This is a genomic window from Streptomyces sp. LZ34, assembly GCF_053890475.1.
In genome coordinates this window covers 4,392,447-4,418,926 of record NZ_CM132680.1, presented here as the reverse complement: position 1 = coordinate 4,418,926, position 26,480 = coordinate 4,392,447, and the positions used below count along the sequence as shown (strand labels likewise).

The following is a 26,480-nucleotide window of genomic DNA, read 5'->3' as shown; positions in this document are numbered from 1 at the left end:
CCGGCCGGCCCTACCACTCGGAAACGTCGAAGCCGGAGAGGACATCCGGAATCTTTACAGGTCGGAGGCGCAGCGCATCCCCGGCTGTTCTGCACCCGCTGCGGGCGGCCGGGTGGGATCGGCGACCGCCGGGACGGGCGGTGCCGTCCCGGCGAGGTCGCACGTCCTACCTCCGTCGATGCTGCCTTCTGCTCAGCCGAACGGAATCCGGACGTACGACTGGTTGCCCGTCCCCAGCGTGCTGGTGCCGTTGCCGATGGCGTTCCAGACCTCCACCCGCACCTTCCCGTTGCTCAGGTTCCCGAGCGAGCCGGTGGCGGACTTCAGCCCGCGGGCCTGGGTGTAGTGCTCGTAGCCCGCGACGGGATCGGTGGCGAAGTACTGGTAGGTCTCGGTGCGGTCCCAGCTGCCGTCGCCGGTCAGGTCGTAGGAGACACGGACCTGCTGGCCGTTGGCCACGGTGGTGCCCGCGTCCACGAACAGGTCGAACTGCGTGGCGCCGCCGTTGTAGGTGGCGTTCAGCCCGGAGGCGAGGAAGGTCTGCGGCTGGTAGGGCGTGCCGTCGTGGTTGGTGCCGCCCGCCGAGGGCAGGGGCGCGGTGGACGCGGAGGAGGATGCGGCGCCGAGGGCCCCGCCGCTGCCCAGGTAGCGGGTGGCGGAGCCGGACGGGGGATCGGTGGGCGGGTCGGTGGTGCCGCCGCCGCGGGTCCAGACGGCGACGTAGTCGACGAGCATGGGGTGGCCGGGGTCGGTGGCCGCGGTGGGGGTGGCCGAGCCATGGACGCCGTCGGGGAAGGCGCCGCCGATCGCGACGTTCAGCAGGATGAAGTAGCCCGCGTGGTCGGTCATGTTCGACCAGGTGGCGGCGTCGACGCTGTTCTGGCTGACGCTGTGGAACTGCTGGTCGTCCACGTACCAGCGCAGCTGGTTGGGCGTGGTGCTGCGGTCCCACTCGAAGCGGTACGTGTGGAAGGCGGACTGGCAGCTCGCGCCGGGGCAGGCGCGGCTGGCGCCGACGCCGGTGGTCTCGTTGCAGGGCCCGCCCGGGCTGACTCCGCAGTGGAGCACCCCCCAGACGGAGTTGATGCCGTTGACGTTCTCCATGATGTCGAACTCGCCGATGCCGGGCCAGTTCCAGTAGTTGCCCCGGTACGGACTGCCCAGCGCCCAGAAGGCGGGCCAGTAGCCGAGCGCGGCGTTGCCGGTGACGTTCGGCATCTGGATGCGGCTCTCGACGCGCAGCACGCCGCCCGCCGGGGCCTTGAAGTCGGCGCGCTGGGTCTCGATACGGGCCGAGGTCCAGTTGCCCGCGCCGTCGCGGAGCGGGGTGATGCGCAGGTTGCCGCTGCCGTCGAGGCTGAGGTTGCTGGTGGAGTTGGTGTAGTTCTGGATCTCGCCGGTGCCCCAGTTGCCCGGGCCGCCGGGGTAGGAATGGCCGGTGTCTATCTGCCAGTTGGTCGAGGACGGCAGCGTGTTGGCGGAACCCTTGAAGTCATCGCTCCACTGAAGGGTCCACCCGGGGGCGGGCGGCACTTCGCCCCGCGCGGGCGAGGTGCCGAACAGCGTGGCGAGGGCCGCCAGCGCGAGCGCGGCGGCGGCCAGCGCGGCGGTGAGGGGTGCCCTGGGTCTGGTGCTCGTGCGTGTACTCACGGGGAACGACCTCCAGGAAGCTGGGTGGGGGGTGCCGGGGTCCTTGTGTCGGGGGTGCCGGGGGTGTCGCGGGTATGAGAGCGCTCTCACGTTTATGTAGGTGCACGCGGAGAGGGCGTCAATGGCTCGTGCGCGTTCATTTCCTGACAGCGTGTGCGTGGTGCTGTTCAGTGGCGTTGTTCAGTGGTGTTGTTCAGGCCGGCCGCAGCCAGATTGTGGCCAGCGGCGGCAGCGCCGGCAGGATGCTCGCCGGCCGCCCGTGCCAGGCGGTGGGTTCGGCCTTGAGCGGTTCCGGGTTGAGGACGCCGCTGCCGCCGTAGCGGCCGTCGTCGGTGTTCAGCACCTCGCGCCACAGGGGGATCCGGTCCGGCACGCCGATGCGGTAGTCATGGCGTACGACGGGCGAGAAGTTGCTGATGGCCAGCAGCGGCGAGCCGTCCGCGGCGAAGCGCAGGAAGGCGAAGACGTTGTCCTCGTATCCGTCGCCCTCGACCCAGGCGAACCCCTCCGGGACGGTGTCCCGCTGCCACAGCGCGGGCGTGGCCAGGTACACCCGGTTCAGCTCGCGGACCAGGTCGCGTACGCCGCGGTGGTCGGGCTCGGCGGAGTACGAGGGGTCGAGCAGCCACCAGTCCGGGCCGTGGCTCTCCGACCACTCCGCGCCCTGGGCGAACTCCTGGCCCATGAAGAGGAGTTGCTTGCCCGGGTGCGCCCACATGAAGCCCAGATACGCGCGGTGGTCGGCGCGCCGCTGCCACCAGTCGCCGGACATCTTCGACACCAGCGACCGCTTGCCGTGCACCACCTCGTCATGGGAGATGGGCAGCACGTAGTTCTCGCTGTACGCGTACACCATCGAGAAGGTCATCTCGTGGTGGTGGTACCTGCGGTGCACCGGATCATGGCCGACGTAGCCGAGCGAGTCGTGCATCCACCCCATGTTCCACTTCAGCCCGAAGCCGAGGCCGCCGAAGCCGCTGGGGCCCACGTGGTGGGTGGCACGGGTGACGCCGTCCCAGGCGGTGGACTCCTCGGCGATGGTCAGCACGCCCGGGCAGCGGCGATAGACGGTCGCGTTCATCTCCTGGAGAAACGCGACGGCGTCCAGGTTCTCCCGGCCGCCGTGGACATTGGGCGTCCACTGGCCCGGCTCGCGGGAGTAGTCGAGGTAGAGCATGGAGGCCACGGCGTCCACGCGCAGGCCGTCCACATGGAACTCCTCGCACCAGTACACGGCGTTCGCCACCAGGAAGTTGCGCACCTCCGTACGGCCGTAGTCGAACTCCAAGGTGCCCCAGTCCGGGTGCGCGGCCCGGGCCGGGTCGGCGGGCTCGTACAGCGGTCTGCCGTCGAACTCGGCCAGCGCCCAGGCGTCCCGGGGGAAGTGCGCGGGCACCCAGTCGACCAGCACGCCGATGCCCGCCTGGTGCAGGGCGTCGACCAGGTACTTGAAGTCGTCGGGGGTGCCGAGGCGGGCGGTGGGCGCGTAGAAGCCGGTGACCTGGTAGCCCCACGAGCCGCCGAAGGGATGCTCGGCCACCGGCATCAGCTCGACATGCGTGAAGCCGAGGTCCTTGACGTACGCGGGAAGCTGCTCGGCCAGCTGGCGGTAGGTCAGACCCGGCCGCCACGAGGGCAGGTGCACCTCGTACACCGAGAACGGTGATTCGTGGACGCGCCGGCCCGCCCGGCGGGCCATCCACTCCTCGTCGTGCCAGCGGTGGTGGGAGGCGTGCACGATCGAGGCGGTGGCGGGCGGACACTCGGTACGGCGCGCCATCGGGTCGGCGCGCAGGGTGTGGCTCCCGTCCGGGCGGGTGATGTCGAACTTGTACACCGCGCCCTCGCCCACGCCGGGCAGGAACAGCTCCCATACGCCACTGCCGCCCAGCGAGCGCATGGGGAGGGCCGTACCGTCCCAGTAGTTGAAGTCCCCGGCCACGCGCACCCCACGGGCGTCGGGCGCCCACACCGTGAACCGCGTCCCGGCCACGCCCTGGTGCGTCATCGGGTACGCGCCCAGCGCGCGCCACAGCTCCTCGTGGCGGCCCTCGCCGATCAGGTGCAGATCCAGCTCGCCGAGGGCGGGGAGGAAGCGGTACGGGTCGTGCTGCGAGGCCTCCCCCTTTCCCGCCCCTTTTCGCTTCTCCTCCTGCTCCCCCTTCCGCTCCTCCTCCGCGTAGTCGACCAGCAGCCGGTAGTCGGGGATCTCCCGTAGCGGGATCACCCCGGAGAACAGCCCGTCCCCCTCGGGGTGCAACTGTGCGCGCAACCCGGTGGCGGTGACGGCCACGGACCGGGCGTACGGGCGCAGCGCGCGGAACAGGATTCCGCCGCGCACGGGGTGGGCGCCGAGGAGGGCGTGCGGGTCGTGATGGGAGCCGGAGAGCAGCCGCTCCCGGTCGGTGTCCCCGAGCGGCGCCGCGGCGCGCACACCCCCGCCGGAGGGGGGCGGGGTCTCGGGGCGGGGTGCGGTCTCGGCGCGCGGCGTGGCCTCGGCGTGTGGCGGGTCGGCGGGGGTGGGGCTGAGCCTGGGCGCTCGCGGGCTGGGTGGGGCGGTGTACGAGGAGCGGGACATGGGGCCGTCTCCGGGGCCGTGCGCGGCGGCGCGGTGGGCGGGGGGCCGGGCGGGTTCCGGGCGGAAGGTGGCGGGGACGGGCGGGGTCGGGTCGGACGAGGGCGGCTTGTACGAGGGCGGGTCGGGCGGGGTCGGGTCGGACGGCGGACGTGCGGTCACGGGGGTGTCCTCCCAGGGGGGCTGGGTGCGTGTCAGGTGCGGGCCGCGGCCAGGCGGCGGATGGCGGACATCGGGACGGGCAGCCACTCGGGGCGGTGGCGGGCCTCGTAGACCACCTCGTACACCGCCTTGTCGGTCTCGTGGGCCCGCAGCAGCTCCGGGTCGTCGCGCGGGTCGGTCCCGGACGCCTCCGCGTAGCCCGCGCAGTACGCGGCCCGGGTGCGGCCGGCCCAGTCCTGGGGGCTGTCGTGGCCGCCCACGGCGGCCGCGTAGTCGAATGAGCGGAGCATGCCCGCGATGTCACGCACGGGCGGCTGGGGGCGAAGGCGTTCGCTGAGGGGGCGCGAGGGCTCGCCCTCGAAGTCGATCAGGGACCAGCGCGCCCCGGCCCCGCTCTCACCCGTGCCGCTGCCCGCACCCCTGCCGCTGCCCGCACCCCTGCCGCTGCCCTCGCCCGTGCCACTGCCCCCGTCGGCCTCGCCCTCGACCGTCTGCCGCAGCACCTGGCCGAGGTGCAGATCCCCGTGGATGCGCTGGGCCGTCCAGGTGCGCCCGGCGCGGCCGAGCGCGGCCAGGTCCTCGTACGCGGTGTGCAGCGCGGCGCGGTAGGGGTGGAGGGCGGGTACGGCCGCGGCGGCCGAGTCCAGGCGCTCGGACATGGCGGCCGCGAGGTGTTCGATCTGGGGGCGGCGCAGGATGGAGGTGGGCAGCGCGCGGGCCATCGCCAGGTGGACCTCGGCGGTGGCCTGCCCGAGAGCGTGGGCGGCGTCGGTGAAGTCGCCCCGGGTGGCGAGCGCGTCGAGCGCGAGCTGCCAGCCGTCGGTGGAGCCGGCGAGGTAGGGCTGAAGCACGCCGAGGGTGAAGGGGTCGGCGCGCGGGCCCGCGCCCGCGCTCTCGACGGGTTGGGCGGCCTCGAACCAGGCGGCCGGGGCGGGCACCCGGGTGCAGCCCGCGCGGGCCAGGGCCAGGGGCAGTTCGAGGTCGGGGTTGGTGCCGGGGCTCACCCGGCGGAAGAGCTTGAGGATAAACGTATCTCCATAGATCACCGAGGAGTTGGACTGCTCGGCGGTCACCAGCCGGGGAGCGAGCGCCGAGGGGATGGCCGCGGACGGCTCGCGCTCGAAGCGCAGCGGCCCGAGGGTGCCGGGCATCCGCAGCCGTTCGAGGAGGAGCGTGGCGAGGCGGGGGTCCAGCAGCGCCTCGTAGACGGTCCGGCCGTGCAGCGGCCCGCCGCTGGGGCGGCCGATGAGGGCGGGGGCGAGCCGGGGCGGGAGGGTGGAGCGCACGCCGAGGAGGATCTGGTAGCAGTCGCTGGCCGCCGCGCCGCGCCGGTGCCCGCAGCCGGAGCCGTGCCGGTGGCCGGGCGGCTCGGGTTGCTGGGCGCGGATGAGCAGATGGAGCAGGCCGGGCGTGGTACCGCCGGCCGCACAGGGCAGCAGCTCGGTCGCGGAGACGAGGGCGAAGCCGGTGACCGGGCGGCCCTTGCCCGCGAACCAGCGCTGCCGGGGCAGCCATTCGGAGAGCAGGGGAGCGAGGGAGGCGAGCAGCCCGTCAGGGCCCGCGGCCGCGGTGGCGCGGGTGGCGGACGGCGGGGGGTCGGCCCGCGGTACAGCGGTCGGCGGGTGCTGTGCCCCCCGGGAGAACGAAGCTTCCGGCATGGCGTCGCGTCCTTTCCCCGGGCACACGACAGATCAGGGCAAAGTGTCCCGGATTGCGGCATTGACTGTGCGACGGTGCGGGACGTGTCGGGCGAGGATCGTCCGTACGGCGAGTACGGAGCGATATGGAGCGGCACGGAGCAGTACGGAGTACGCGATCGGCTCCGCCCGTGCGGTAGTAGGGAGACTGCCCATGATGTGGTGCCGAAAACGCCCGTACGCGCCCGAGATGGACGCGTACGGACGAGAACGGCGGGACGAGCGTTAAGACCGGAGCGCTTCGGTCGGCGGAGGGTCGCCGGGTGCCGGTCAGTCGGTCCAGTGACCCGCCGCGTCGCCCGCCCGCAGCCGGAACCAGTAGAAGCCGTGGCCCGCGAGCGTCAGCAGATACGGGAGTTCGCCGATGGCGGGGAACCGGACGCCGCCGATCAGCTCGACCGGGTGGCGGCCGGTGAAGGACTGGAGATCGAGCTCGGTGGGCTGGGCGAAGCGCGAGAAGTTGTGCACGCACAGCACGAGGTCATCTCCTCCTTCCTCTGTCGGTGGGGCCTCGCGGAGAAAGGCGAGGACGGCCGGATTGGAGGAGGTCAGCTCGGTGAAGGAGCCCAGCCCGAAGGCGGGGTTCTGCTTGCGGATCTCGATCATCCGGCGGGTCCAGTGGAGCAGCGAGGACGGGCTGCTCATGGCCGCTTCGACGTTGGTGACCTGGTAGCCGTAGACCGGGTCCATGATCGTGGGCAGGAACAGCCGCCCGGGGTCGCAGGAGGAGAAGCCCGCGTTGCGGTCGGGGGTCCACTGCATGGGGGTGCGTACGGCGTCGCGGTCGCCGAGCCAGATGTTGTCGCCCATGCCGATCTCATCGCCGTAGTAGAGGATCGGCGAGCCGGGCAGGGACAGCAGCAGCGCGGTGAACAGCTCGATCTGGTTGCGGTCGTTGTCCAGGAGGGGCGCCAGTCGTCTGCGGATGCCGATGTTGGCGCGCATTCTGGGATCCTTGGCGTACTCCGCGTACATGTAGTCGCGCTCTTCGTCGGTGACCATCTCCAGCGTCAGCTCGTCGTGGTTGCGCAGGAAGATGCCCCACTGACAGCCGGAGGGGATGGCGGGGGTCTTGGCGAGGATTTCCGAGACCGGGTAGCGGGATTCGCGTCGTACGGCCATGAAGATGCGCGGCATGACCGGGAAGTGGAAGGCCATGTGGCACTCGTCGCCGCCCTTGGTGAAGTCGCCGAAGTAGTCGACGACGTCCTCCGGCCACTGGTTGGCCTCGGCGAGCAGCACGGTGTCCGGGTAGTGGGCGTCGATCTCGGCGCGGACCCGCCTCAGCATCTCGTGGGTGCGGGGCAGGTTCTCGCAGTCCGTGCCCTCCTCCGCGTACAGATAGGGGACGGCGTCCAGCCGGAAGCCGTCGATGCCCAGGTCCAGCCAGAAGCGCAGGGCGGCCAGTACCTCCTCCTGGACGGCGGGGTTCTCGAAGTTGAGGTCCGGCTGGTGCGAGAAGAAGCGGTGCCAGTAGTACTGCTTGCGTACCGGGTCGAAGGTCCAGTTGGACGTCTCGGTGTCGATGAAGATGATCCGGGCGTCCTGGAATTGCTTGTCGTCGTCGGCCCACATGTAGTAGTCGCCGTACGGCCCGTCCGGATCGGTGCGGGACTCCTGGAACCACGGGTGCTGGTCGCTGGTGTGGTTCATGACGAAGTCGATGATCACCCGCATGCCGCGCTGATGGGCGGCGTCCACGAACTCGACGAAGTCGGCGAGGTCCCCGAATTCCGGCAGCACGGCCGTGTAGTCGGACACGTCGTAGCCGCCGTCGCGCAGCGGGGAGGCGAAGAAGGGCGGCAGCCACAGACAGTCCACGCCCAGCCACTGCAGATAGTCGAGTTTGGCCGTGAGCCCCTTGAGGTCGCCGACGCCGTCGCCGTTGCTGTCCTGGAAGGAGCGCACCAGCACTTCGTAGAAGACGGCGCGCTTGAACCAGTCGGGATCACGGTCCTTGGCCGGAGTGTCCTCGAACTTGTCCGGGACGGGCTCGTTGAAGATCATGATGTGGGTGACCCTCCGATCGGTGAGGACGGTCGCAGGGACAGCACATGCGCGGGGGCCATCTGGCGGCCCGGCTCCAGGCGCACATAGTTCTTCCTGCCCCAGTGATAGGTCTCGCCGGTGAGCTCGTCGCGCACCGGGGCGGACTCATGCCAGTCGAGGCCGAGTTCCGGCATGTCCAACGAGACCGTCGCCTCCTGGGTGTGGTGGGGGTCCAGGTTGACGACCGTGAGCACGCACGAGTCGCCCGTTCGCTTCGAGTAGGCGATGACAGAGTCGTTGTCGGCGTGGTGGAATCGCAGGTTGCGCAGTTGCCGCAGGGCGGGGTGGCGGCGTCGCAGCCGGTTCAGACAGCTGAGCAGCGGTGTGATGGTACGTCCCGCGCGCTCGGCGGCCGCCCAGTCGCGCGGCCGCAGCTGGTACTTCTCGGAGTCCAGGTACTCCTCGCCGCCGGGGCGCAGCGGGGCGTTCTCGCACAGCTCGTAGCCCGCGTAGACGCCCCAGGTGGGGGCCAGCGTGGCGGCCAGGACGGCCCGCGCCTCGAAGGCGGGGCGACCGCCCTCCTGGAGGTAGGCGTGCAGGATGTCCGGGGTGTTCACGAACAGGTTGGGCCGCATGTATCCGGCCGCGTCCCCGGAGAGCTCGGTGAGGTAGTCGGTGAGCTCCTGTTTGGTGTTCCGCCAGGTGAAGTACGTGTACGACTGCTGGAACCCGATGGCGCCGAGGGTGTGCATCATGGCCGGACGGGTGAAGGCCTCGGCGAGGAAGATGACATCGGGGTCGGTCCGGTTGATGTCGCCGATCACCTTCTCCCAGAAGACCACGGGCTTGGTGTGCGGGTTGTCCACCCGGAAGATCCGCACCCCGTGGGACATCCAGAAGCGCAGCACCCGCTCGGTCTCGCGGACGAGCCCCGTGAAGTCCGTGTCGAACGCGATCGGATAGATGTCCTGGTACTTCTTGGGCGGGTTCTCGGCGTACGCGATCGTGCCGTCGGCCCGCCGGTGGAACCACTCGGGGTGCTTGTCCACCCAGGGGTGGTCGGGCGAGCACTGGAGGGCGAAGTCGAGCGCGACCTCCATGCGCAGTTCGCGGGCGCGGGCCACGAAGTGGTCGAAGTCGTCAAGCGTGCCGAGGTCGGGGTGGACCGCGTCGTGGCCGCCGTCGGCGGAGCCGATCGCCCAGGGGGAGCCGACGTCGTACGGGCCCGCCGAGAGCGCGTTGTTGGGGCCCTTGCGGAACGCGGTGCCGATGGGGTGGATCGGCGGGAGGTAGACCACGTCGAAGCCCGCGGCCGCGACGGCGGGCAGCCGCTCGGCGGCGGTGCGCAGCGTGCCGCTCACCGGCCGCCGGTCCTCGGCGACCTTGGCACCCTCCGAGCGCGGGAAGAGCTCGTACCAGGACCCGAACAGCGCGCGCTCCCGCTCCACCAGCAGCGGCATCGGGCGGGAGGCGGTGACCAGTTCGCGCAGCGGGTGGCGGTCGAGGACCGCGGTGACATCGGGGGCGAGGGCGGCGGCGAGCCGGTCGGCCACCGGGCGCCGCCCGTCGCGCAGTCCGTCGACGGCCCGCAGTACGGCCTCCCGGCCGTCGCTCTTGGGGACGGCCCCCGCCGCTCTCTCGTGCAGCCGCGCGCCCTCCTCCAGGACCGGTTCGGTGTCGATCCCCGCGGGGATCTTGACGGTGGCGTGGTGGCGCCAGGTGCCGATCGGGTCGCTCCATGCCTCGACCGTGTAAGACCAGCGGCCCTGCGCGCTCGGGGTGACGTCGGCCCCCCAGCGGTCGGTGCCGGGGGCGAGTTCACGCATCGGCGTCCATGGCCCCGAGCGTCCGGCCGGGTCGCGCAGGACGACATTGGCCCTGACCGCGTCGTGGCCCTCCCGGAACACGGTGGCGCTCACTTGGAAGGTCTCGCCCACCACCGCCTTCGCGGGGCGGCGGCCGCAGTCGATGAGCGGGCGGATGTCCAGGACGGGGATGCGACCGATCATAGGATCACCTGACGGCGTTGCGGGCGTATATGCTTTGGCGGCTTTTGTCCTTTGTATCGGTTGTGCTGCCTTGCGACGGGTTGCGGGCATGACAGCTCCTGTCCGCGTTCACTCTGGTGGGCGGATGGGGTCGGCCATGGGGGGCGTGTTCGGAAAGCCTTCCCATGCGGCGCGGGGGGACAATCCGGGTTCCCGTTAACTTCCCGTGCGTAACGCGCTCGGCCCCGTACGGTTCCTGAAACAGGAACCGTATGGGGCCGATGGCTTCCCTTCCCGGGCGCTGCCCGTGGGATTGCGCGTGGAATTGCGTATGGGGTATGTGCCCGTCAGTTGCCCACCTGTAGGAGGCGGTTCGGCGACCCCGCCCCCGCGTTGCGCACCTTGCCCTTGGCCGCACGGGCCGTCAGCGCCGCGCTCACCTGGGCCGGGGTCGCCCGCGGATGGTCCGCGAGGTGGAGCGCGGCCGCACCGGCGGCGTGTGGGGCGGCCATCGAGGTGCCCGACATGACCTTCGTCCCCGTGTCGCTCGCGTTCGACGCCGAGACGATCCGCTCCCCGGGTGCGAACAGGTCAACCGCGGGGCCCCAGTTGGAAAAGGCCGAGCGGCGGTCGTCCCGGCCCGCCGAACCCACCGTGATGGCGTCCGCCACCCGGCCGGGGGAGTACGAGCCCGCGGAGCGGTTCTGATTGCCCGCGGCGACCGTGAAGGTGAGGCCGGACGCGATGCCGGACCGTACCGCGTCGTCCCACTCGGGGATCGGGGCGGCCTGTGTGGAACCCAGGCTCAGATTGACCACGGCGGGCCTGTGGGCGTGTTTCATCACCCAGTCGAGCCCGGCCAGCACCTGGGCGCTGGTGCCCTGGCCCGTGTCGTCCAGCACCTTGACCGCGACGACGGCCGCCTTCTTCGCCACCCCGTACGCCGACCCGGCGGCGGTGGCCGCGACATGCGTGCCATGGCCGTTGCCGTCCTCGGCGACCGCGTCGTCGTCCACGAAGTCCCAGCCGGAGCGGGCCCGCCCGCCGAAGTCCCGGTGCGTGGTGCGCACACCGGTGTCCAGGACGTAGATCGTCGTGCCCCGGCCGGCGCTGCGCGGCGAGGTGTACGACGCGTCCAGCGTGCGCTCCGGCTGATCGATCCGGTCCAGGCCCCACGACCGGGGCTGTTGCTGTCGCTGTTGCCGGCGTTGCTGTTGCTGGTGTTGCTCGGTGCGCAGCGACACGTGGGTGTCCCGCGCGACGGAGACCACGCCCGGGTCGGCCGCCAGCCGCCTGGCCTGCGTCTCGTCGGCCCGCACCGCGTAGCCGTTCAGCGCGGTGCTGTACGTACGGCTGATTCTCGCCCCGTACCGCGCGGCGAGCCCCCTGCCCCGCTCGGAGTCCGCGCGGATGCCTCCCGCCCCCTTCTTCAATGTGACGATGTAACTGCCGTCCACCGCGGCCGCCATGCCCGCCGCCCTGATCCGCCCCTGCGCGGGCGCGGCCTGAGCAGGCAGGGTCGCGGTCGGCAGCATGGCCGTCAGAACCGCCACGGCGAGGCCCGCGACAAGGCCCGCGACGACGGCCGAGGCCCGGCGCCGGCGGTCGGCACTCGTATCCGGCATGGATCGATCCCCCTCCCCAATTCGACGGCGTCAGCCTCTCGTGGGGAGGAGGATCGGGACAAGACCGCTTTGGGGGGTTAAATCGGCCAGATCGGTCGTCAGGGAATGTGGCGTTCTTGGGGCAGGGTTGCGGTGAATTCCGGTCGTTGCCGGGGGAGTTGGGGCGGGAGTTGCGGCGGGAGTTGCGGCGGGAGTCGGGGCGCCACGCCCGCCGCCAGCAGACGCAGGGCCGCCTCCGACGAGGAGCCCGGCTCCGCGCCGTACATCAGCAGGCACTGGCCCGCGGAGTCCGGCAGCCGCGTCATCTCGAAGGTCAGCTCCATCGGCCCGACCAGGGGGTGGTGGAACGACTTGGCCCCGAAGGAGCACTTGCACACCGGGTGGCGGGACCACAGCGCCGCGAACTCGCCGCTCTTCATGGTCAGCTCGCCGATCAGCTCCGCGAGCCGCCGGTCGTCGGGGCACGCGCCCGCCGCCAGCCGCAGCGCGGAGACCGCGCGCCGCGCCTCGCCCTCCCAGCCGGGGTAGAGCTCGCGGGTGTGCGGGTCCAGGAAGAGCAGCCGCTGGGTGTTGGGGCGGTCGGCGGGGCGCTCCGGGCCGTCGGCGGCCAGATGCCCGGCGATCAGGGCGTGTCCCAACGGGTTCCAGGCCAGTACGTCGAACCGGGCGGTCAGCACGAGGGCGGGCACCCCGGCCATGGCCTCGATCAGCCGGCGGGTGCTCGGCCGGGCGGTCTCGGCGCGCGGCGCCGGACGGCGCCCGGCCCGCGCCGGGCGGGCCAGATTGCGCAGATGCGCGTGCTCGTCGGGGCTCAGCCGCAGTGCCCGGGCGATCGCGTCGAGCACGCCGTCCGACGCGCCCGCCGACTGGCCCTGCTCCAGCCGCGTGTAGTACGCGACGCTCACCCCGGCCAGCTGTGCCAGCTCCTCGCGGCGCAGCCCGGGCACCCGGCGGCGGGTCCCGTACGAGACCAGCCCGACGTCCTCGGGCCGCAGGCGGGCGCGGCGGGTGCGCAGGAAGTCCCCCAGCGCGGCAGGTGTGTCCATGGGGACCAGTGTGCGGCAGCCGAACCCGGCGTGCCTGTCCCTGCCGGGGTCAGGCACGCCGGGCCGGCCCATCACCTGCCGGTCACCTCAACTCATGGTCACTTGTAGGTGATGTCCGAGGTGGAGTACTTGCAGTACGTGCCGTCGGGGCCGCTGCCGTTCTTCGTCGGTTCGGCGCCCGTGTTGTTTCCGATGTACTTCTGGCACGGGACGATCTTCTTGCTGCTGTCGCCGACGATGGTGATCGAGCGCAGCGTGAGGGAGTCACCGTAATTGGTGTTGATCCCGCCGATGACGCTGCCGGGCGCGGTGATCTCCGTGTTGCTCACGTTGATGGTGCGCTTGTACTGCGATGAGCAGTTGCCGCAGGACCGGACGAAGGTCTTGAAGTCCTGGCCGGCGAAGTTGGAGATGTTCAGCGTGCCGCCGCCGTTGAACTGGAAGATCTTGTCCGCGGCCTTGCGCGCGCCGCCGCCGATGACGTTGAAGGTCTTGCCGCTGCCCCGGAAGGTGGCGGCGTCCTCGCCGACGTCCTCCCACCACACGTTCTGCAGGGTGCAGCTGCCCGAGCAGTGGATGCCGTCGGCGGCCGGGGCGCCGACGATGACGTTCTTGAGGGTGGCCCCGTCGGCGAGCTTGAAGATCGGGTCCTGATCTTCGTTCTGGCCGCCGGAGCCCAGGTCGCCGGAGCCGTAGTAGCGCTTCATGCCGCCGTCGACGGTCCCGCTGACCGGGATGGTCGCGGTGACCGCCTGGGGGGTGCCGCTGGGCGTGGGCCAGGTGGCGGCCGAGGCGGCGGGGAGGGTCAGACCGGTGGTGACGGCGCCCGTGGTCAGGGCGACGGCGCCCAGGAGGCCGGCCATAGCCCGCTTCCTGTTCAGATGCTTGGTGCGCGGTGCCGGTACTGCCATGTCACTCTCCTCTGTCCGGTGATACGTGGGGGTGCGGGTGGAGCGAGTGGTGCCGGTGGTGCCGGTGGTGCCGGTGGAACTGTGCGGGGGACGGTCGTTCAGGGGGTGGCGATCTTCGGCCGCGGCGGGGTCGCCATCTTGTTCCCGATGAAGAAGCTGGGGTGCGGCGGCTGGTTGTACGCGGTGTTCTGCCAGGCCAGGGCCGTCCGGTACTGGCGGTCGTGCAGCAGCGTGGTGATCTTCCGGTCGGTCTCGTACGGCGTGGAGTAGATCCGCAGCGCCTTGTTGTCCGAGGTCGGCCAGATCACCTCCTCGCGCCAGTCGCCGAGGATGTCGCCGGAGAGCGACGGGGTGGCCTTGGTGCCGTTGTTGGAGTGCACTCCGGAGCCGGTCAGCAGCCGGGTGTCGGCGGAGGTGCCGTACTTGTCGATATGCGTGCCGTCCAGCAGCTCGCGCACCGGGTCGCCGTCCCACCACGACAGGAAGTTGATCGAGGACGGCTTGCGGCCCTTGGTGCCGCCGCCCTCGTCGCGGATCGAGCCGTCGGCGGCCGACCACATCTCGGCGCCGTCGTTGCCCGCCCAGATGTCCCCGGCCACGCCGCGCCCGTTGTCGCCGCTCGCCGCGGTGGACCACAGCACCTGGCCGGTCCTGGCGTCGGCGAAGTACGACGACGGCTTGGAGGAGTCCTCGTCGACCTTGAAGTACTCCAGACCGGGCCGGGACGGGTCGAGATCGCCGAGGTGGGCCGCGTCGCCGTGGCCGTTCTTGTTCGTCCACAGGCCGTAGCCGTTGTCGTCCACGGCCATCGAGCCGTAGACGATCTCGTCCTTGCCGTCGGAGTCCACATCGCCGATCGCCAGCGCGTGGTTGCCCTGCCCGTCGTAGCCCTTGCCGCTGTTGGTGGAGCTGTTGGTGTCGAACGTCCACTTGCGGGTGAGCTGTCCGCCGCTGTAGTTCCAGGCGCTGATGACCGTACGGGTGTAGTAGCCGCGCGCCTCGATCAGCGAGGGCTTCGAGCCGTCCAGGTAGGCGGTGCCGGCCAGGAAGCGGTCCACGCGGTTGCCGTACGAGTCGCCCCACGAGGACACCGTGCCGCGCGGCGGGACGTAGTCGACGGTGGAGGCCGCCGCGCCCGTCTGCCCGTTGAACATGGTCAGGAACTCGGGGCCGTCCAGCACATAGCCGCTGGAGTTGCGGTAGTCGGCGGAGGCGCTGCCGATGGTCTTGCCGGTGCCGTCGACCGTGCCGTCCGCGGTCTTCATCGCGACCTCGGCCTTGCCGTCGCCGTCGTAGTCGTACACCTGGAACTGGGTGTAGTGGGCGCCGGAGCGGATGTTGCGGCCCAGGTCGATCCGCCACAGCCGCTGCCCCTGGAGGGTGTAGCCGTCGACGATGGTGTTGCCGGTGACGCCGGACTGCGAGTTGTCCTTGGCGTTCGTCGGCTGCCACTTGAGGACGATGTCGAGGTCGCCGTCGCCGTCCAGGTCGCCCACCGAGGCGTCATTGGCCTCGTAGGTGTAGCCCGAGCCGCCGGACGGGGGTGAGATCGCCACGTCGTAGTAGCCGGAGCGGAACTGGATGGCGCTCGGCGAGGCGGGCTGCTCCGCGCCGCCCACGACCGCGCGAACGGTGTAGTCGGCGCTGTTGGGGGCGTCCTTGTGGAGGTAGTTGGTGGTGGTGATGGGGGAAGAGTTGACCTTGACGCTGCCCCGGTAGAGGTTGAACGCGACGTCGTCCGGGTCGGTCGCCAGCCAGCGCCAGCTGACCAGGTTGTCGTTGCCGGTGTGCACGCTGACCAGCCCGCGGTCCAGCTTCTCCAGTTGGGCGGCCTGGATGGCGGCTTTGGCGTCGGTGGCGTTGGTGGTGCCGGCTTTCGCGCTGTCGGTTTTCGCGCTGCCGGCTTTCGTGCTGTCGGCCGGGGCGGCGTGCGAGAGGGCGGCGGGCCCGGTGGTGAGCAGCGCACCGACGGCGGCCAGGGCGAGCGCGACGCGTCTGGCCCGGCGGCGAACGGAGGGGGCGGGCGAACCGTGCGGCGGTGCCACGGGACCTCCTGGGGGGTGGGGGAGGAGTGCGCGGGTGCGGGGGGTGTCGGGGTGTGGTCGCCGCTCTGGCCGGAAAGGTTGCCGCCCCTCTCCGCGGATTTCTCGGGCTGTTCCCGGGGCGGAACAAGGTGCTGACCTTCCGCGCACCGGCCCCCTACTCCTCACCGTTCTCCGCGCACCGGCCCGTACTCCCGGCTGGTGACCACGTCACTCCCGGCTGGTGACCACGTCCTTGGCGACCAGCCGCCCGTCCGTGAAGCACAGCCGATACGCGGACCGCCCGTCGTACCGGCGCACCCCGTAGAACGCGCAGTCCCAGCCCTTGGGCGACGGGGCGACGCCGTCCGGGGGCCCGTCCATCGTGTAGGGCGGCATCTGCGACTCGACGTCGGCGCGGGGCTCGCCGATCTCGAGACGGTCGTAGGTGCGCCGGTCCAGCACCGAGTGGTACTGCGTATAGAAGGTGAACCCTCCCCAGAGGACCGCCAGTCCGGCGGTCACGGCCAGCGGCACCGCGATCGACTCCACCAGCCTGCGCCGCACCCGCTGCCGGGCGCGGGCCAGCTCCCGGGCCGACGTGGACGACGGCGCCGCCGCCCGCTCGGCGACGAGCGCGACCCCGGCCGTGAGCGGCAGGCGCGCCGACACCTCGAAGCCGCCGTCGGGCGACGGGCCGTGGGTGAGCACCCCGCCGGCCAGCCGTACCCGCTCGTCCAGGCCCACCAGGCCGTTGCCGCCCGAGGCCAGATCAGGCGGAGAACCGTCCGCCGGGCGCCGGCCGTTGGCGATGGACACCACGATCTCGCCCGCCGCCGGGTCCCGGACCAGTTGGACGCGGACCGCGGCGCCCGGGGCGTGCTTGGCGGCGTTGGTCAGCGACTCCTGGACCACGCGGTACACGGCCCGATCGGCCATGGGCGGCAGGTCCGGGCCCTTCTCCCCCTTCTCCCCCTTCTTCTCCTCTGCATCAGCCGCGCCGTAGCTGTGCTTCCCGGCCTCAGGCCCGCGCGCCGGCCCGTGCTCAGGCCGGGTCTCAGGCCTGTGTTCAGGCCCGCTGTCCGGCCCGTGTTCAGACCCGGCCTCAGGCCCGTACTCCAGCTCGACGGCCAGCCCGGAGGCCCGCGCCCGTTCCACCAGCGCGCCGACGCCCTCGTCGGCGGGGGCCGTCGGGGCGGGGTCGTCCCCGGTCCGCAGCACCCCGATGATGTCCCGCAGCTGGCTGGTGGCCGCCGCGGCCGCCTCCCGCAGTTCGGCGGCCGCCGCCCGGTGCCGGTCGCTCAGCTCCGGGTCGACCTGTAGGGCCGCGGCGCGCAGCGCGATCAGGGCCAGGTCGTGGCCGAGCGAGTCATGCATGTCCCCGGCGATCCGGGACCGCTCGCGCAGCCGCGCGCGGTCGGCGACGGCCCGCTGCTCCCGCTCCATCCGGTCGGCGAGCTCCCAGCCGGCGCGGACCAGATGGTCGTACTGGCGGCGGTAGCGGCCCAGCAGCCACGGCACCACGACGTTGAACAGCAGCGTGGTCAGCGCGGTGAACCATGCCCAGACCCCGGCGTCCCTCAGCCAGGCGAGCAGCGCGCCCGCCACCGCGAAGGCCGCGAAGAACCACAGCGCGGGTCGTGCGCCCGCCGTCCACCGCCCCGTGAGATACCCCCACAGCGCCAGCGCCGCCCAGTAGGAGGACGTGAACAGCTCCAGGTTGAGGGCCAGGCTCAGCCCCACCGCGACCGCCAGCCCCACCAGCGGCCGCGTCCGCCCCACCGCCGCCGCGCCCGCCAGCAGCGGAAACCCGGCCAGCAGCACCCACAGGTCGCGTCCGCTCGCCGATGTGGCCTTCAGCAGGACGGGCGCGCAGGCCGCCAGCCACAGGAGCAGGGCCGTTCGCGCGGCGCCACCGTGTCGTATCCACCGGATCATGGGCCCAGCATCCCCCGCGGCGGGCTGGGCGCGCCCCTGACGAAAGTGACGAAAGTACGGCTCAGCAGCCCCTAGCAGCCGAGCTGCAGCCGCGCCCGCTCCCGCAGCGTGCCGGGAGGGACCTGGTCGTCGCAGCGGATGGTGCCCTCCTCGACATTCGCGAAGGTCGTGTACGGCTGGGTGCCCGCCCTGTTCCCCCATGAGCCGCCAGTGGGCGAGCCGAAGTTGCGGAGGCAGGACCACTGGCGGAACGTACCCGAGACGGCGCGGGTCCCCTTGTACATGCCGTAGTAGCCGGGCTTGGTGAAGTTCCACTTCATCGTCGTGGACTCGGTGTCGGTGGTGGACGTCGTGGTCTGCACGGAGAAGCCGACCTTCACGGCCACCTTCGCGAACAGCGCCTCGCCCGACACGCTGATCTCGGTGCTGGTGCCGACGCTCGTGGTCACGGTGTTGACCTTGCTCAGGGTGTAGGTCCGCTCGCCCGTGGTGCCGTCGGTGACGTTGAAGCTGTAGAAGTGGGTGAGGACCGGGTTGACCTCCGCAGCTTGGACGTAGAGGTAATAGGAGCCGGGGGTGCACGGGGTCCCGGATACCGGCTCGTCGTCGGCGCGGGCGGGCGAGGCCAGGAACACCCCGGACATCGCCACGGTGCCCAGAACGGCCGCGCCGGCTCTCATGAACGTACGGCGGGGGCGGGCGGGACGACGAGCCTTCATCGCGGACCTCCACTGGCGGGAATCGGTGGGGCCGAGACACCCCCCGGCCGCCGCCCATCGTCCCGACCCGGCGCGAAGTGGGTATATAGCAGTCTTCTGGGAGCCAGTCCTCTGCCGGTCGGGGCCCTTCCCCGGCGCGCGCACGGAAAAAGAGCTGCGAGGGCGGAGGCGGCGCGTGCTTATATGGCCCCCATGGTGTCCACCGACCGCCTCCTCGCCTTCGCGGCCATGTCCTTCCTGCTGATCGTGATCCCCGGCCCCAGTGTGCTGTTCGTGATCGGCCGGGCCCTGGCCCAGGGGCGCCGGGCCGCGCTGACCACCGTCATGGGGAACACGGTCGGCGCGTATGTGCTCGTGGTGGCGGTGGCGCTGGGGGTCGGCACCATCGTGGAGCGCTCGGTCCTCGTCTTCACGGCGCTGAAGCTGGTGGGCGCCGCGTACCTGGTGTACCTGGGGGTCAAGGCGGTGCGGCAACGTGGCTCGCTGCGTGCCGCGTTCAGCGGGGACGGCCCCGCGGAGACGGGTGCCCTGCGCACGTTCTGGGAGGGGTTCGCGGTCGGCGTGGCCAACCCCAAGACCATCGTCTTCTTCGCCGCCGTACTGCCCCAGTTCGTCGACCGCGACCAGGGGCACGTCGCACTTCAGATGCTGCTGCTCGGCCTCGTCTTCAACATCATCGCCGTGGCCTCCGACAGCGTCTGGGGCCTTGTCGCCGCCACCGCACGCGGCTGGTTCGCCCGTTCACCGCAGCGGCTGGCGATGGTCGGCGGGGTCGGCGGGCTCGCCATGATCGGTCTCGGCGTCACCGTCGCCGCGACCGGCCGCAAGGAGTAGTACCCCGACGGACCCGACGGAAGGATGAGGGAAAAGGTGCGCTATCGCGAGCTGGGACGCAGCGGGCTGTCCGTTTCCGAGATCGGTTACGGCGCCTGGGGCATCGGTGAGTCCAACTGGGTGGGCGCCACCGAGGACGAATCCGTACGCGCCCTGAACCGCGCCATCGACCTCGGCGTGAACTTCATCGACACCGCCCGTGGCTACGGCGAGAGCGAGCGGATCGTCGGCCGGGTCGTCCGCGAGCGGGCCGGGGCCGGCGACCAGGTGCTCGTCGCGACCAAGGTCCCCCCGAAGAACCGCGTCTGGCCCGCACCCGACGGCCTGGACCCGGCCGAGACCTTCCCGGGCGAGCACATCCGCGAAAGCCTGGAGACCAGCCTCCGGGTCAGCGGCCTCGACCACTTCGACGTCCTCCAGTTCCATGTCTGGAGCGACGAGTGGGTCGGCCGTGGCGACTGGCTGGAGACGATCGCCGAGCTGAAGCAGGCGGGTAAGATCCGCCATTTCGGCGTCTCCATCAACGACCACGAGCCCGACAACGCTCTTGCCCTTGTCGCCGGCGGTGCCGTGGACAGCGTGCAGGTCATCTACAACATTTTCGACCAGGCGCCCGCCGACGCGCTGCTGCCGGCCTGTGTGGAGCACGGCGTCGGTGTCATCGTGCGGGTGGCCCTGGACGAGGGCGGCCTCACCGGTCGTATCACCGCCGGCACGACGTTCCCCGAGGGGGACTTCCGCAACCGTTACTTCCGGGACGACCGCCCGGCACAGGTCGAACAGCGAGTGTCCGCGATCGTCGCCGACCTCGGCATCGCCCCCGACGAGATCGCCGAGACCGCGCTGCGGTTCGTACTCAGCTCCCCGGCGGTGTCCACCGTCATCCCCGGGATGCGCACCGTACGCAACGTCGAACGCAACACGGCCCTGAGCGACGGGCGTCCGCTGACCGCCGAGCAGCTGGCCGTACTCGCCAACCACCGCTGGCAGCGCAACTTCTACAGCTGACCCGCGCGCCCGCCGTCACAGCCCGCCCCGCGATGCGGCGACACGGTCGGGACGGCGGGCGTCCTGCTGCCGCCGGGCGTCCTCCTACCGTGCGATGTTGTCCCCGAATCGCGCCTCCTTCTCGGGCGCGCCCAGCGCGCGCGGGCCGAACGAAGCGATGTCGCCGGTGATCAGGCCCGACCTGGAGCCGCGCAGGACCCACACGGCGCCCGAGTCCGCGTAGCGGCCGTCCTCGTAGGGGGTGGCCACCGCCAGGTCGGCGCGGTTGTCGGCGTTGACGTCGGCGAGGAGCACGGTCCGGCCGAAGTAGTCGCCCTCTTCGGAGATGCCGGGTACGCCCGAGGTCGACTGGTGGAAGGCCTGCGCCCCCTTGCCGGTGAGGCCCGCCGCGCTGCCCTTGAGCAGAACGATGGCGCCCGCCTCGCGGACCGAGCCGATGTCCTCGCCGGGCACGCCCACGGCGATGTCCGGGTAGCCGTCGCCGGTGACGTCGCCGGCGGCCAGGGAGTGGCCGAACAGATCGCCGGAGTTGACGTCGTGGTCGCCCGCCTCGCTCGTGCCGGGGACGCCCGGCGTGTCCTGGGTGATCTTCGCGGTACGGGTGGAGGGGCCGGACGCCGAGCCGTAGACGACGCGGAGCGTGCCGGCGTCGGCGTCGCGGTCCTCCGAGACCTGGTCGACCTGCGGGGCGACGAGGTCGCCGTAGCCGTCCTTGTTCACGTCGGCGATGACTCCGTCGGTCGTGTAGTGGCCGGTGGTCCTGAAGGTGCGGCTGAGGCCGTCCTTCCCACCTGCCCAGAAGCGGGACTTGCCCGGCACATCGTCGAAACTGTGCGTCGTGACGATGTCGTCTGCGCCGTCGCCCGTCATGTCGCCCACGGCGATGGCCTTGGGGTGGTCCCCGTCCTCGAAGGGGAGCGTTTGAACGGAGGCGGGCACTCCAGCGCGGGAGAAGGGGCCGTAGCGCACCTGCAGGCCCTGGTCGTTCTTGGTCACGAGGTCGGCGTGGCCGTCGCCGTTGATGTCGCCCGTCGCCAGGGTGGCGGCGGGTCCGGGAAGCGCGCTGCCTGTGCGCAGACCCTTCGCGGAGCCCCAGAGGACCGCCGGGGCGGAGAAGTCGCCCACGACCAGGTCCGTGTAACCGTCGCCGTCGAGGTCACCGGCGGCCGTGGTGCGGCCGAAGGCGCCGTACTGCTCGACGTCCCCCGGCACGCCCTCGGTCGCCCGCGTGATCAGCTTCGGGTGTGCGGTGTCGACACCGGCCGTGGAGCCGTACAGCACCGATATGTAGCCCGCCTCCGAGAAGCCGGAGACGGTGCCGCCGGGCGCGGAGACGGCGAGGTCCGCGTACCCGTCACCGTTGAAGTCGATGACGGGCCTCGTGCTCTTGGCGGCGGCCGGCGCGGCGAGGCCGCCGGACACCGCCAGGGAGGCGGCCAGCAGGACGGCGGTCACGGCGGCGGGCCGGCGGTGGGTGGGGCGGGACATCCAGGTTCTCTCCAGTACGTCGGTTCGCCCATCGGCCACAGCGCTTCGGCACTGGCAGTTGGGCCTTTATACGGCAGTCGTTCACCTTGACTGTCAAGCCCGGTAAAAAGTTGTGCCTGGTACCAGGGCCGCCCGGCGACCGGGTTCACCCTCGCCTCGCGGCGGCGCTCCTGCTCACGCCAGTTGGCGAAGGCCCTCTCTTCCGGCAGTGTCACACTGATCGTCTCCTCCTGGAACTCGGCATCGCCGAGGAGCCGCCGAAGGAACTCGGCCATGCCGAAGGGGTGCACCTGGAAGGACGGGCTGGTGTGCCGCCCGCACACCAGCACCGGCCACCGGTCCGGGTCCTCGTCCGTGGTCAGCCAGCAGTAGATGTCCGCTCCCGTGGTGATACCCCAAGCCACGATGGACTCGGAGTCCACGTCGAAGTCGGCCTCGTCCCCGCACATTTCCCAGGTCAGGCGGGCGTTCTCGGTCTCGTCCCCCAGGCCCGACGCGTCCGTGTACGTGCCGGCTCGAGGCATCGTTTCCGCCCACCGGCCTGCTCCTTCTTCTCTCCGAGGAGCCCAAACCTATGTGAACCGTGCTCAGCACCGGCAAGGGCTCTGAGCAGCAGCTGAGCAGCGAAGTCCGGCCTGATCTCCGGGGGTCGGACTTCGCTGTCGTGTCGTCCGGCTTTCACGCGTTACTGAGACACGCTCCTAGGGGATGAGGGCTTTCACGCACAGCGTCTCGACCGCTTCGATCACTTCGCCGACGGTGCGTCCTGGCGGCGGGTCGAGGAGCGCTCCGTGGAGCTGCGCCTCCACCCCCTGGACCAGCAAGATCGCGGTGAGGCCCGGGTCGGGGCCGCCCACGCCCAGCCGACACAGATGGAACTCGACCTCGGCCGCGATGCTCCGCTGCACTTCGCGTAGCCCGGCGGCCGTTGGTCCGCGAGTTCGGCCAGGGTGTGGTGTACGTGCCGCTCGCCGATGGCGTACAGCAGGGCGTCCTTGTTCGGGAAGTACTGGTAGAGGGAGCCGATGGACACGCCCGCGCGCTCGGCGATGCGGTTCGTGGTCGCCTTTGCGTATCCGTCCCGTTCGAAAAGCTGAGCAGCGGCCTCCACGATGGCGTCATAGGTCTCCTGGGATCGCTCTTGACGTGGCCTTTTGCGTGGTGTGGAGGATGCGGTCACGGCTTGTCCAAGGCGAGTTGTCGTTACTGAGTTTTGCTCACATCCTAGAGCGGTGTTCAGCTTCGACATCGCTCCCGCCGAGCTCTTCGAAGAGCGCGCCCGCCAGTTCACCGCCTGGGGTATTCCCGCCCGGACAGTCGCCCGGGCCCGCGACGCGATCACCGATATGTGGGGCACCGGTCCGCACGGCTGGGTGCCGGTCTGGGCGAGTCTGGCCGAGGAGGCGGAGCGAGCCGGGCAGTGGTCGCGCGCGGCGCGACTGTGGGGCGCTGCCCGTTTCCCGGCGCTGGCCACACCCGAGCGCCACGAGGCGTACGCGCGGCAGCGTGCCGCCTATGCGCGAGCGACCGCCGGCCGCCGCCTGCCGGTGCGCTTCACGCGCGGGAACGTACAGCTCCCGGCGGAGGGCGGGGGTACGGTCCCGTACCCCGTGCACCTCATGGCCCGCCGCCGGTGGCGCCGCCCCGGCGTGCTGGTGCTCGCGGGCGGGGTCGACACCTGGAAGGTCGAGCTGCATCGCATGGCCACGGCCACCGCGCTGGCGACGGGGCTGCCGGTCGTCTCCGTCGACATGCCCGGCACCGGCGAGGCACCGGCCCGCTGACACCGGACAGCGATCTCCTCCTGTCCGGACTCGTCGACGAAGTACGCAGTTGGCGCCCGGACGAGCCCGTGGCCTACCTGGGCCTGAGCTTCGGCGGCTACTGGGCGGTCAAGCCGGCCGTGCGCGGCGTGGTCGACGCGGCGGTGAACATCGGCGGGCCGACCGGCGCCGCGAACGGCGCACACGACCACTTCATTCCACGCGGCGACACCACACGGCTGGCCAACCGCCCGAACACCACAGTGTGGATCGTGCCCGGCGCCACCCACTGCGCGGCAGAGCACATCCGCCCGCTGCTGGCGGCCACCTGGGCCTGGCTCCTGACCCGACCCGCGTTCCGCGGCCACCCGCCGGCGCGTCCCGCCGAGCCGAAGCCACACCCGGCTCCCTGAATGGCGGGGCTGCGCGCCGAACGTCTCATGGCGCATGACCCGCCGGTGAGTTTGCGGTGAGTTTGAGACGGCGACACGCCCTCGCTTCGGCGTGTCGCCGTCCCAAACTCACCGCAAGCGCAAGTCCCTGCCTCGGCTGCGCAAGTCACCAGCAAGCACTGGGCCTAATACCAGGGCCGCCCGGTGGCCGGGTTCAGGCCCGCGTCCCGGCGGCGCTGCTCCTCGCGCCAATTGACGAAGGATCCCTCTTCCGGCGGCGTCACGCTGATGGCGAGACCCGCACGACACGACACCACGTGATCGCGGGGCCACTCTCCAGGGGCTGCTGATGGGCACCCAGGACACAGCACTTGGTGAAGTCAGGATGCGCGGTAAGCCGCAACAGCGTCAGTGTAGAGCTCTGCCGTGAGGTCACTTTCATGAATACCGAGCTCAGTCATGATCATACGGACGTCATTGAGCGCGGCCAGTAGTTCGCCCTCCTCTCGAACGAGGGTCTCCACTTCCAGGAATGTACCTTCGATCTCAGGCACTTGAACAAGAGTGGCAAGCACGCGGCGACCATGGGCGCTGAAGTGGTAGTTTCGACAACGCTTCTGAAATGCCGTAACGGGAGAGAAGCCGAGTCCGCGAAGTATGGCGTCAACAGCTTCCGGATCGTCCACTCGTGTTTCGTGTTCCGGCTTCGACCCGGATGTTTCGTCGATTCGAGTGCCCTTATAGGTGAGCACAGAGCGGAGCGAACCCTCTCCCTGAATTGTCCGAACCCTCAATTCTCGGTCCTGTGTCTCAAGATCGCCCGAGGGGGCGTCGTAGTAGGTATCTCGATACAGCTCGGCGATTGCGTCTGCCCGCTGATCAAGCTGTCTCATTACGGATTCAGGATCTCGCACTCGTGCTTTCAGCTCAGCCTCGATCAATTTTCACTCCTCCACTCATACAATGCGATTTCCTTCTTTAAGCATGGCCTCGAACGTTCGCTGGAACCCTCGATATAGTGGGCCCTGTGGTGCCTCCATGACTTTATATGTAGCTGACTCATGCCCCTCCCAATCGGCATCGAATGTCGAAACAAACATGGTGTCATCCACTCGAATTACACGCCACGTTGGACGCATGTCGTAGCGATACACCTGAAGATCACAGACGCCCGACAGTTCACGGAGTCGCGTTTCAGAAAGTGTGACCCCGCCCGCTAGCGATTCAGGCGACTCGCCAATCTCCGCTGCACGGACGGCCAGCGCTGGGGATTCGGGGTCGAGTAGCAAAATGCGAACACGGGGCCCTTGCTGTCCTGCTGGTCGAGCGAGAGATGAACGAAGAAGAGAGTCTTTCAACCCGATGAGACCAAGACCGCGAACGGCCAGCACGTCCAATTCTTCGGCCGATGCCGCGAGCTGCTTGATGTCCTCCGAGGCGGCAGTCTGTTGGGCGTACACCTGTACGACCTCTGGAAATTCTGACAAGTCGAACGTCTTGTCGCCGTTTCGCGCGTCATGTGCCGCTGCAAGGCCCATCAAATGCCGAGCGTCATCCGGCATGTTCAGCCCGGCCGCGATGCGCTCGAAAACGTCCAGCCGAGTGACTTCTCTTCTGCCGTTGATAATCTCGTTCACCCGTGCCTGAGTCATGGCTACAGCCGTCGCAATCCTGGCCTGACTTACTCCGCCATATTGCTGGACGTGGCGAAACACCGCGCCCATGTCGCGCGCACGCAGAGCCTTACGCGCTTCGGCCCGTTGCCAAGCCCACTCAGGCAGTTCGATCGCTGTGAGTGTTGTTGACATGATCCCCCCAGTTCGCCGCGGGATGAGAAGTTATCCCACGGTGAGATTACCGCCCGGGTATCGACCCTGCACTGCTCATCGCCGAATCCTGTCCTGATGAGAAAGACCCCCGCGACGTGGCTGCGTCCGGGGGCGTGGCCCACCAGCCTCAGAGGAGCTGATGAACATGAGCAACCCTACGGGGTGGTTCTTCGAATGTGTGAGTGCACTTCTCGCCTTACGGCCGTCCGGCCGTCACCGGGCCGGGACGGTACCTCCCGCACCGCGTACGGCCGTCTCACGGCCCGACGTAGGGGACTCGGGCTCTGCGACCGTCCAACTCCGTCCGGCCGCTCCGTCGCTTGACGGCGGGGCGCCTGCCCTGGTGCGCCCGTATTTCGTGGCTCACGAGCGGGAGGAACAGCGGTTGCGAGCGCGGCAGAGGTGGGCGTTGTGGCTCGCGGTCCATGGCGTCGATGTCGGGCCCCGGGTGATCCATGGTGTGGAGGTGTCCGGATGGGCGCGATGACCGGTCTGCGTTTGCTGCCGTGGTCCGACCCGGACGGCAAGCCGTGTTATCTGGCGTCGGACGACGGGAACAGCCGTCTGAGCCGACGTGCGGACGAGATCGAGGCGCTACAGGTGGCGATGGGAAGGGAACTTCTCCGTCATGCCCGTGTGCTGCTTGAGGACCGTAAGGCCGACGTGAGGGAACTGCGGTTCCTGGCGGATCGGCTGTGTGAGTCGTTGGGCGACGTACTGCGGGTCGCCGAGAGCAGGGGCGGGCGTCTGCCCGCGCACGGGGAAGGCGACGGCCCGGAGGAGCCGGAAGACATCGCGGTCGAGGGTCCAGCGTCTGGAAGTGCTGGGGGCCCGTCGTGACTGAC

21 protein-coding genes and 1 pseudogene are annotated in these 26,480 nt (G+C 70.5%); 5 read left to right on the top strand and 17 right to left on the bottom strand.

The genetic code is table 11. The features are described 5' to 3' along the window. Positions 1-192: 192 nt before the first annotated feature. The 11 genes from ACWY4P_RS17305 to ACWY4P_RS17255 form a co-directional block, all read right to left on the bottom strand. Positions 193-1,650, bottom strand: a complete 1,458-nt coding sequence (locus tag ACWY4P_RS17305; protein WP_456211440.1) for a glycoside hydrolase family 16 protein — start codon at positions 1,648-1,650, stop codon at positions 193-195. A gap of 193 nt (positions 1,651-1,843) precedes the next feature. After that, the gene (gene glgB / locus ACWY4P_RS17300) at positions 1,844-4,387 is read right to left on the bottom strand and encodes a 1,4-alpha-glucan branching enzyme (RefSeq protein ID WP_456211439.1); all 2,544 of its coding nucleotides are present in this window, start codon (positions 4,385-4,387) and stop codon (positions 1,844-1,846) included. 32 nt (positions 4,388-4,419) lie between these two features. Beyond that, positions 4,420-6,045, bottom strand: a complete 1,626-nt coding sequence (locus ACWY4P_RS17295) for a maltokinase N-terminal cap-like domain-containing protein (protein ID WP_456211438.1) — start codon at positions 6,043-6,045, stop codon at positions 4,420-4,422. A 309-nt stretch (positions 6,046-6,354) separates the two neighbouring features. Next, positions 6,355-8,091: a maltose alpha-D-glucosyltransferase gene (treS, locus tag ACWY4P_RS17290; protein ID WP_456211437.1), complete on the bottom strand. Its 1,737-nt coding sequence runs from the start codon at positions 8,089-8,091 to the stop codon at positions 6,355-6,357. Beyond that, the gene (locus ACWY4P_RS17285) at positions 8,088-10,082 is read right to left on the bottom strand and encodes an alpha-1,4-glucan--maltose-1-phosphate maltosyltransferase (RefSeq protein WP_456211436.1); all 1,995 of its coding nucleotides are present in this window, start codon (positions 10,080-10,082) and stop codon (positions 8,088-8,090) included. Before ACWY4P_RS17285 ends, treS begins: the two co-directional genes overlap by 4 nt. 326 nt (positions 10,083-10,408) lie before the next feature. After that, positions 10,409-11,686 carry a S8 family peptidase gene (locus ACWY4P_RS17280; protein ID WP_456211435.1) on the bottom strand — a complete coding sequence of 426 codons (1,278 nt, stop codon included), beginning with the start codon at positions 11,684-11,686 and terminating at the stop codon, positions 10,409-10,411. 98 nt (positions 11,687-11,784) lie between these two features. Continuing rightward, on the bottom strand, positions 11,785-12,732 hold the full coding sequence (locus ACWY4P_RS17275; RefSeq protein ID WP_456211434.1) for a helix-turn-helix domain-containing protein: 948 nt from the start codon (positions 12,730-12,732) through the stop codon (positions 11,785-11,787). 98 nt (positions 12,733-12,830) lie between these two features. Beyond that, a complete protein-coding gene (locus tag ACWY4P_RS17270) occupies positions 12,831-13,643 on the bottom strand; it encodes a pectate lyase (RefSeq protein ID WP_456211433.1) in 813 nt (270 codons plus the stop codon). 98 nt (positions 13,644-13,741) lie between these two features. Next, entirely contained in the window at positions 13,742-15,688 is a 1,947-nt protein-coding gene (locus ACWY4P_RS17265) for a rhamnogalacturonan lyase (protein ID WP_456211432.1), read from the bottom strand. Between the two features lie 207 nt (positions 15,689-15,895). Continuing rightward, positions 15,896-17,602 carry a sensor histidine kinase gene (locus ACWY4P_RS17260; protein WP_456211431.1) on the bottom strand — a complete coding sequence of 569 codons (1,707 nt, stop codon included), beginning with the start codon at positions 17,600-17,602 and terminating at the stop codon, positions 15,896-15,898. 71 nt (positions 17,603-17,673) lie between these two features. After that, the gene (locus ACWY4P_RS17255) at positions 17,674-18,321 is read right to left on the bottom strand and encodes a hypothetical protein (protein ID WP_456211430.1); all 648 of its coding nucleotides are present in this window, start codon (positions 18,319-18,321) and stop codon (positions 17,674-17,676) included. 192 nt (positions 18,322-18,513) lie between these two features. Here ACWY4P_RS17255 and ACWY4P_RS17250 point away from each other — a divergent pair, with 192 nt between their 5' ends. Continuing rightward, a complete protein-coding gene (locus ACWY4P_RS17250; RefSeq protein ID WP_456211429.1) occupies positions 18,514-19,155 on the top strand; it encodes a LysE family translocator in 642 nt (213 codons plus the stop codon). A gap of 36 nt (positions 19,156-19,191) precedes the next feature. Further along, complete coding sequence (locus tag ACWY4P_RS17245) at positions 19,192-20,163, top strand: aldo/keto reductase (RefSeq protein ID WP_456211428.1); 972 nt, start codon at positions 19,192-19,194, stop codon at positions 20,161-20,163. Between the two features lie 84 nt (positions 20,164-20,247). Here the strand turns inward: ACWY4P_RS17245 and ACWY4P_RS17240 are convergent, their stop codons facing one another. The 4 genes and pseudogenes from ACWY4P_RS17240 to ACWY4P_RS17225 all read right to left on the bottom strand — a co-directional run. Then, positions 20,248-21,651, bottom strand: a complete 1,404-nt coding sequence (locus ACWY4P_RS17240) for an FG-GAP-like repeat-containing protein (protein WP_456211427.1) — start codon at positions 21,649-21,651, stop codon at positions 20,248-20,250. Beyond that, positions 21,615-22,175: a hypothetical protein gene (locus ACWY4P_RS17235; RefSeq protein WP_456211426.1), complete on the bottom strand. Its 561-nt coding sequence runs from the start codon at positions 22,173-22,175 to the stop codon at positions 21,615-21,617. Before ACWY4P_RS17235 ends, ACWY4P_RS17240 begins: the two co-directional genes overlap by 37 nt. A gap of 177 nt (positions 22,176-22,352) precedes the next feature. Continuing rightward, positions 22,353-22,559, bottom strand: coding sequence for a hypothetical protein (locus tag ACWY4P_RS17230; protein WP_456213389.1), 207 nt, complete (start codon positions 22,557-22,559; stop codon positions 22,353-22,355). 128 nt (positions 22,560-22,687) lie between these two features. Next, positions 22,688-22,900, bottom strand: a pseudogene (locus ACWY4P_RS17225) (TetR family transcriptional regulator); the annotation flags it as partial. Here ACWY4P_RS17225 and ACWY4P_RS17220 point away from each other — a divergent pair. Both ACWY4P_RS17220 and ACWY4P_RS17215 read left to right on the top strand, forming a co-directional pair. After that, the gene (locus ACWY4P_RS17220; RefSeq protein WP_456211425.1) at positions 22,884-23,435 is read left to right on the top strand and encodes an alpha/beta hydrolase; all 552 of its coding nucleotides are present in this window, start codon (positions 22,884-22,886) and stop codon (positions 23,433-23,435) included. The pseudogene ACWY4P_RS17225 and the gene ACWY4P_RS17220 overlap by 17 nt on opposite strands. Positions 23,436-23,503: 68 nt before the next feature. Further along, a complete protein-coding gene (locus ACWY4P_RS17215; RefSeq protein ID WP_456211424.1) occupies positions 23,504-23,827 on the top strand; it encodes a hypothetical protein in 324 nt (107 codons plus the stop codon). Between the two features lie 359 nt (positions 23,828-24,186). Here the strand turns inward: ACWY4P_RS17215 and cyaB are convergent, their stop codons facing one another. Together cyaB and ACWY4P_RS17205 are read right to left on the bottom strand one after the other, a co-directional pair. Further along, positions 24,187-24,747 (bottom strand): class IV adenylate cyclase, encoded by a 561-nt coding sequence (cyaB, locus tag ACWY4P_RS17210; RefSeq protein ID WP_456211423.1) that lies wholly within the window; start codon positions 24,745-24,747, stop codon positions 24,187-24,189. A 15-nt stretch (positions 24,748-24,762) separates the two neighbouring features. After that, positions 24,763-25,614: a helix-turn-helix domain-containing protein gene (locus ACWY4P_RS17205; protein ID WP_456211422.1), complete on the bottom strand. Its 852-nt coding sequence runs from the start codon at positions 25,612-25,614 to the stop codon at positions 24,763-24,765. A gap of 495 nt (positions 25,615-26,109) precedes the next feature. Here ACWY4P_RS17205 and ACWY4P_RS17200 point away from each other — a divergent pair, with 495 nt between their 5' ends. Continuing rightward, entirely contained in the window at positions 26,110-26,475 is a 366-nt protein-coding gene (locus ACWY4P_RS17200) for a hypothetical protein (protein WP_456211421.1), read from the top strand. Positions 26,476-26,480: the final 5 nt, after the last annotated feature.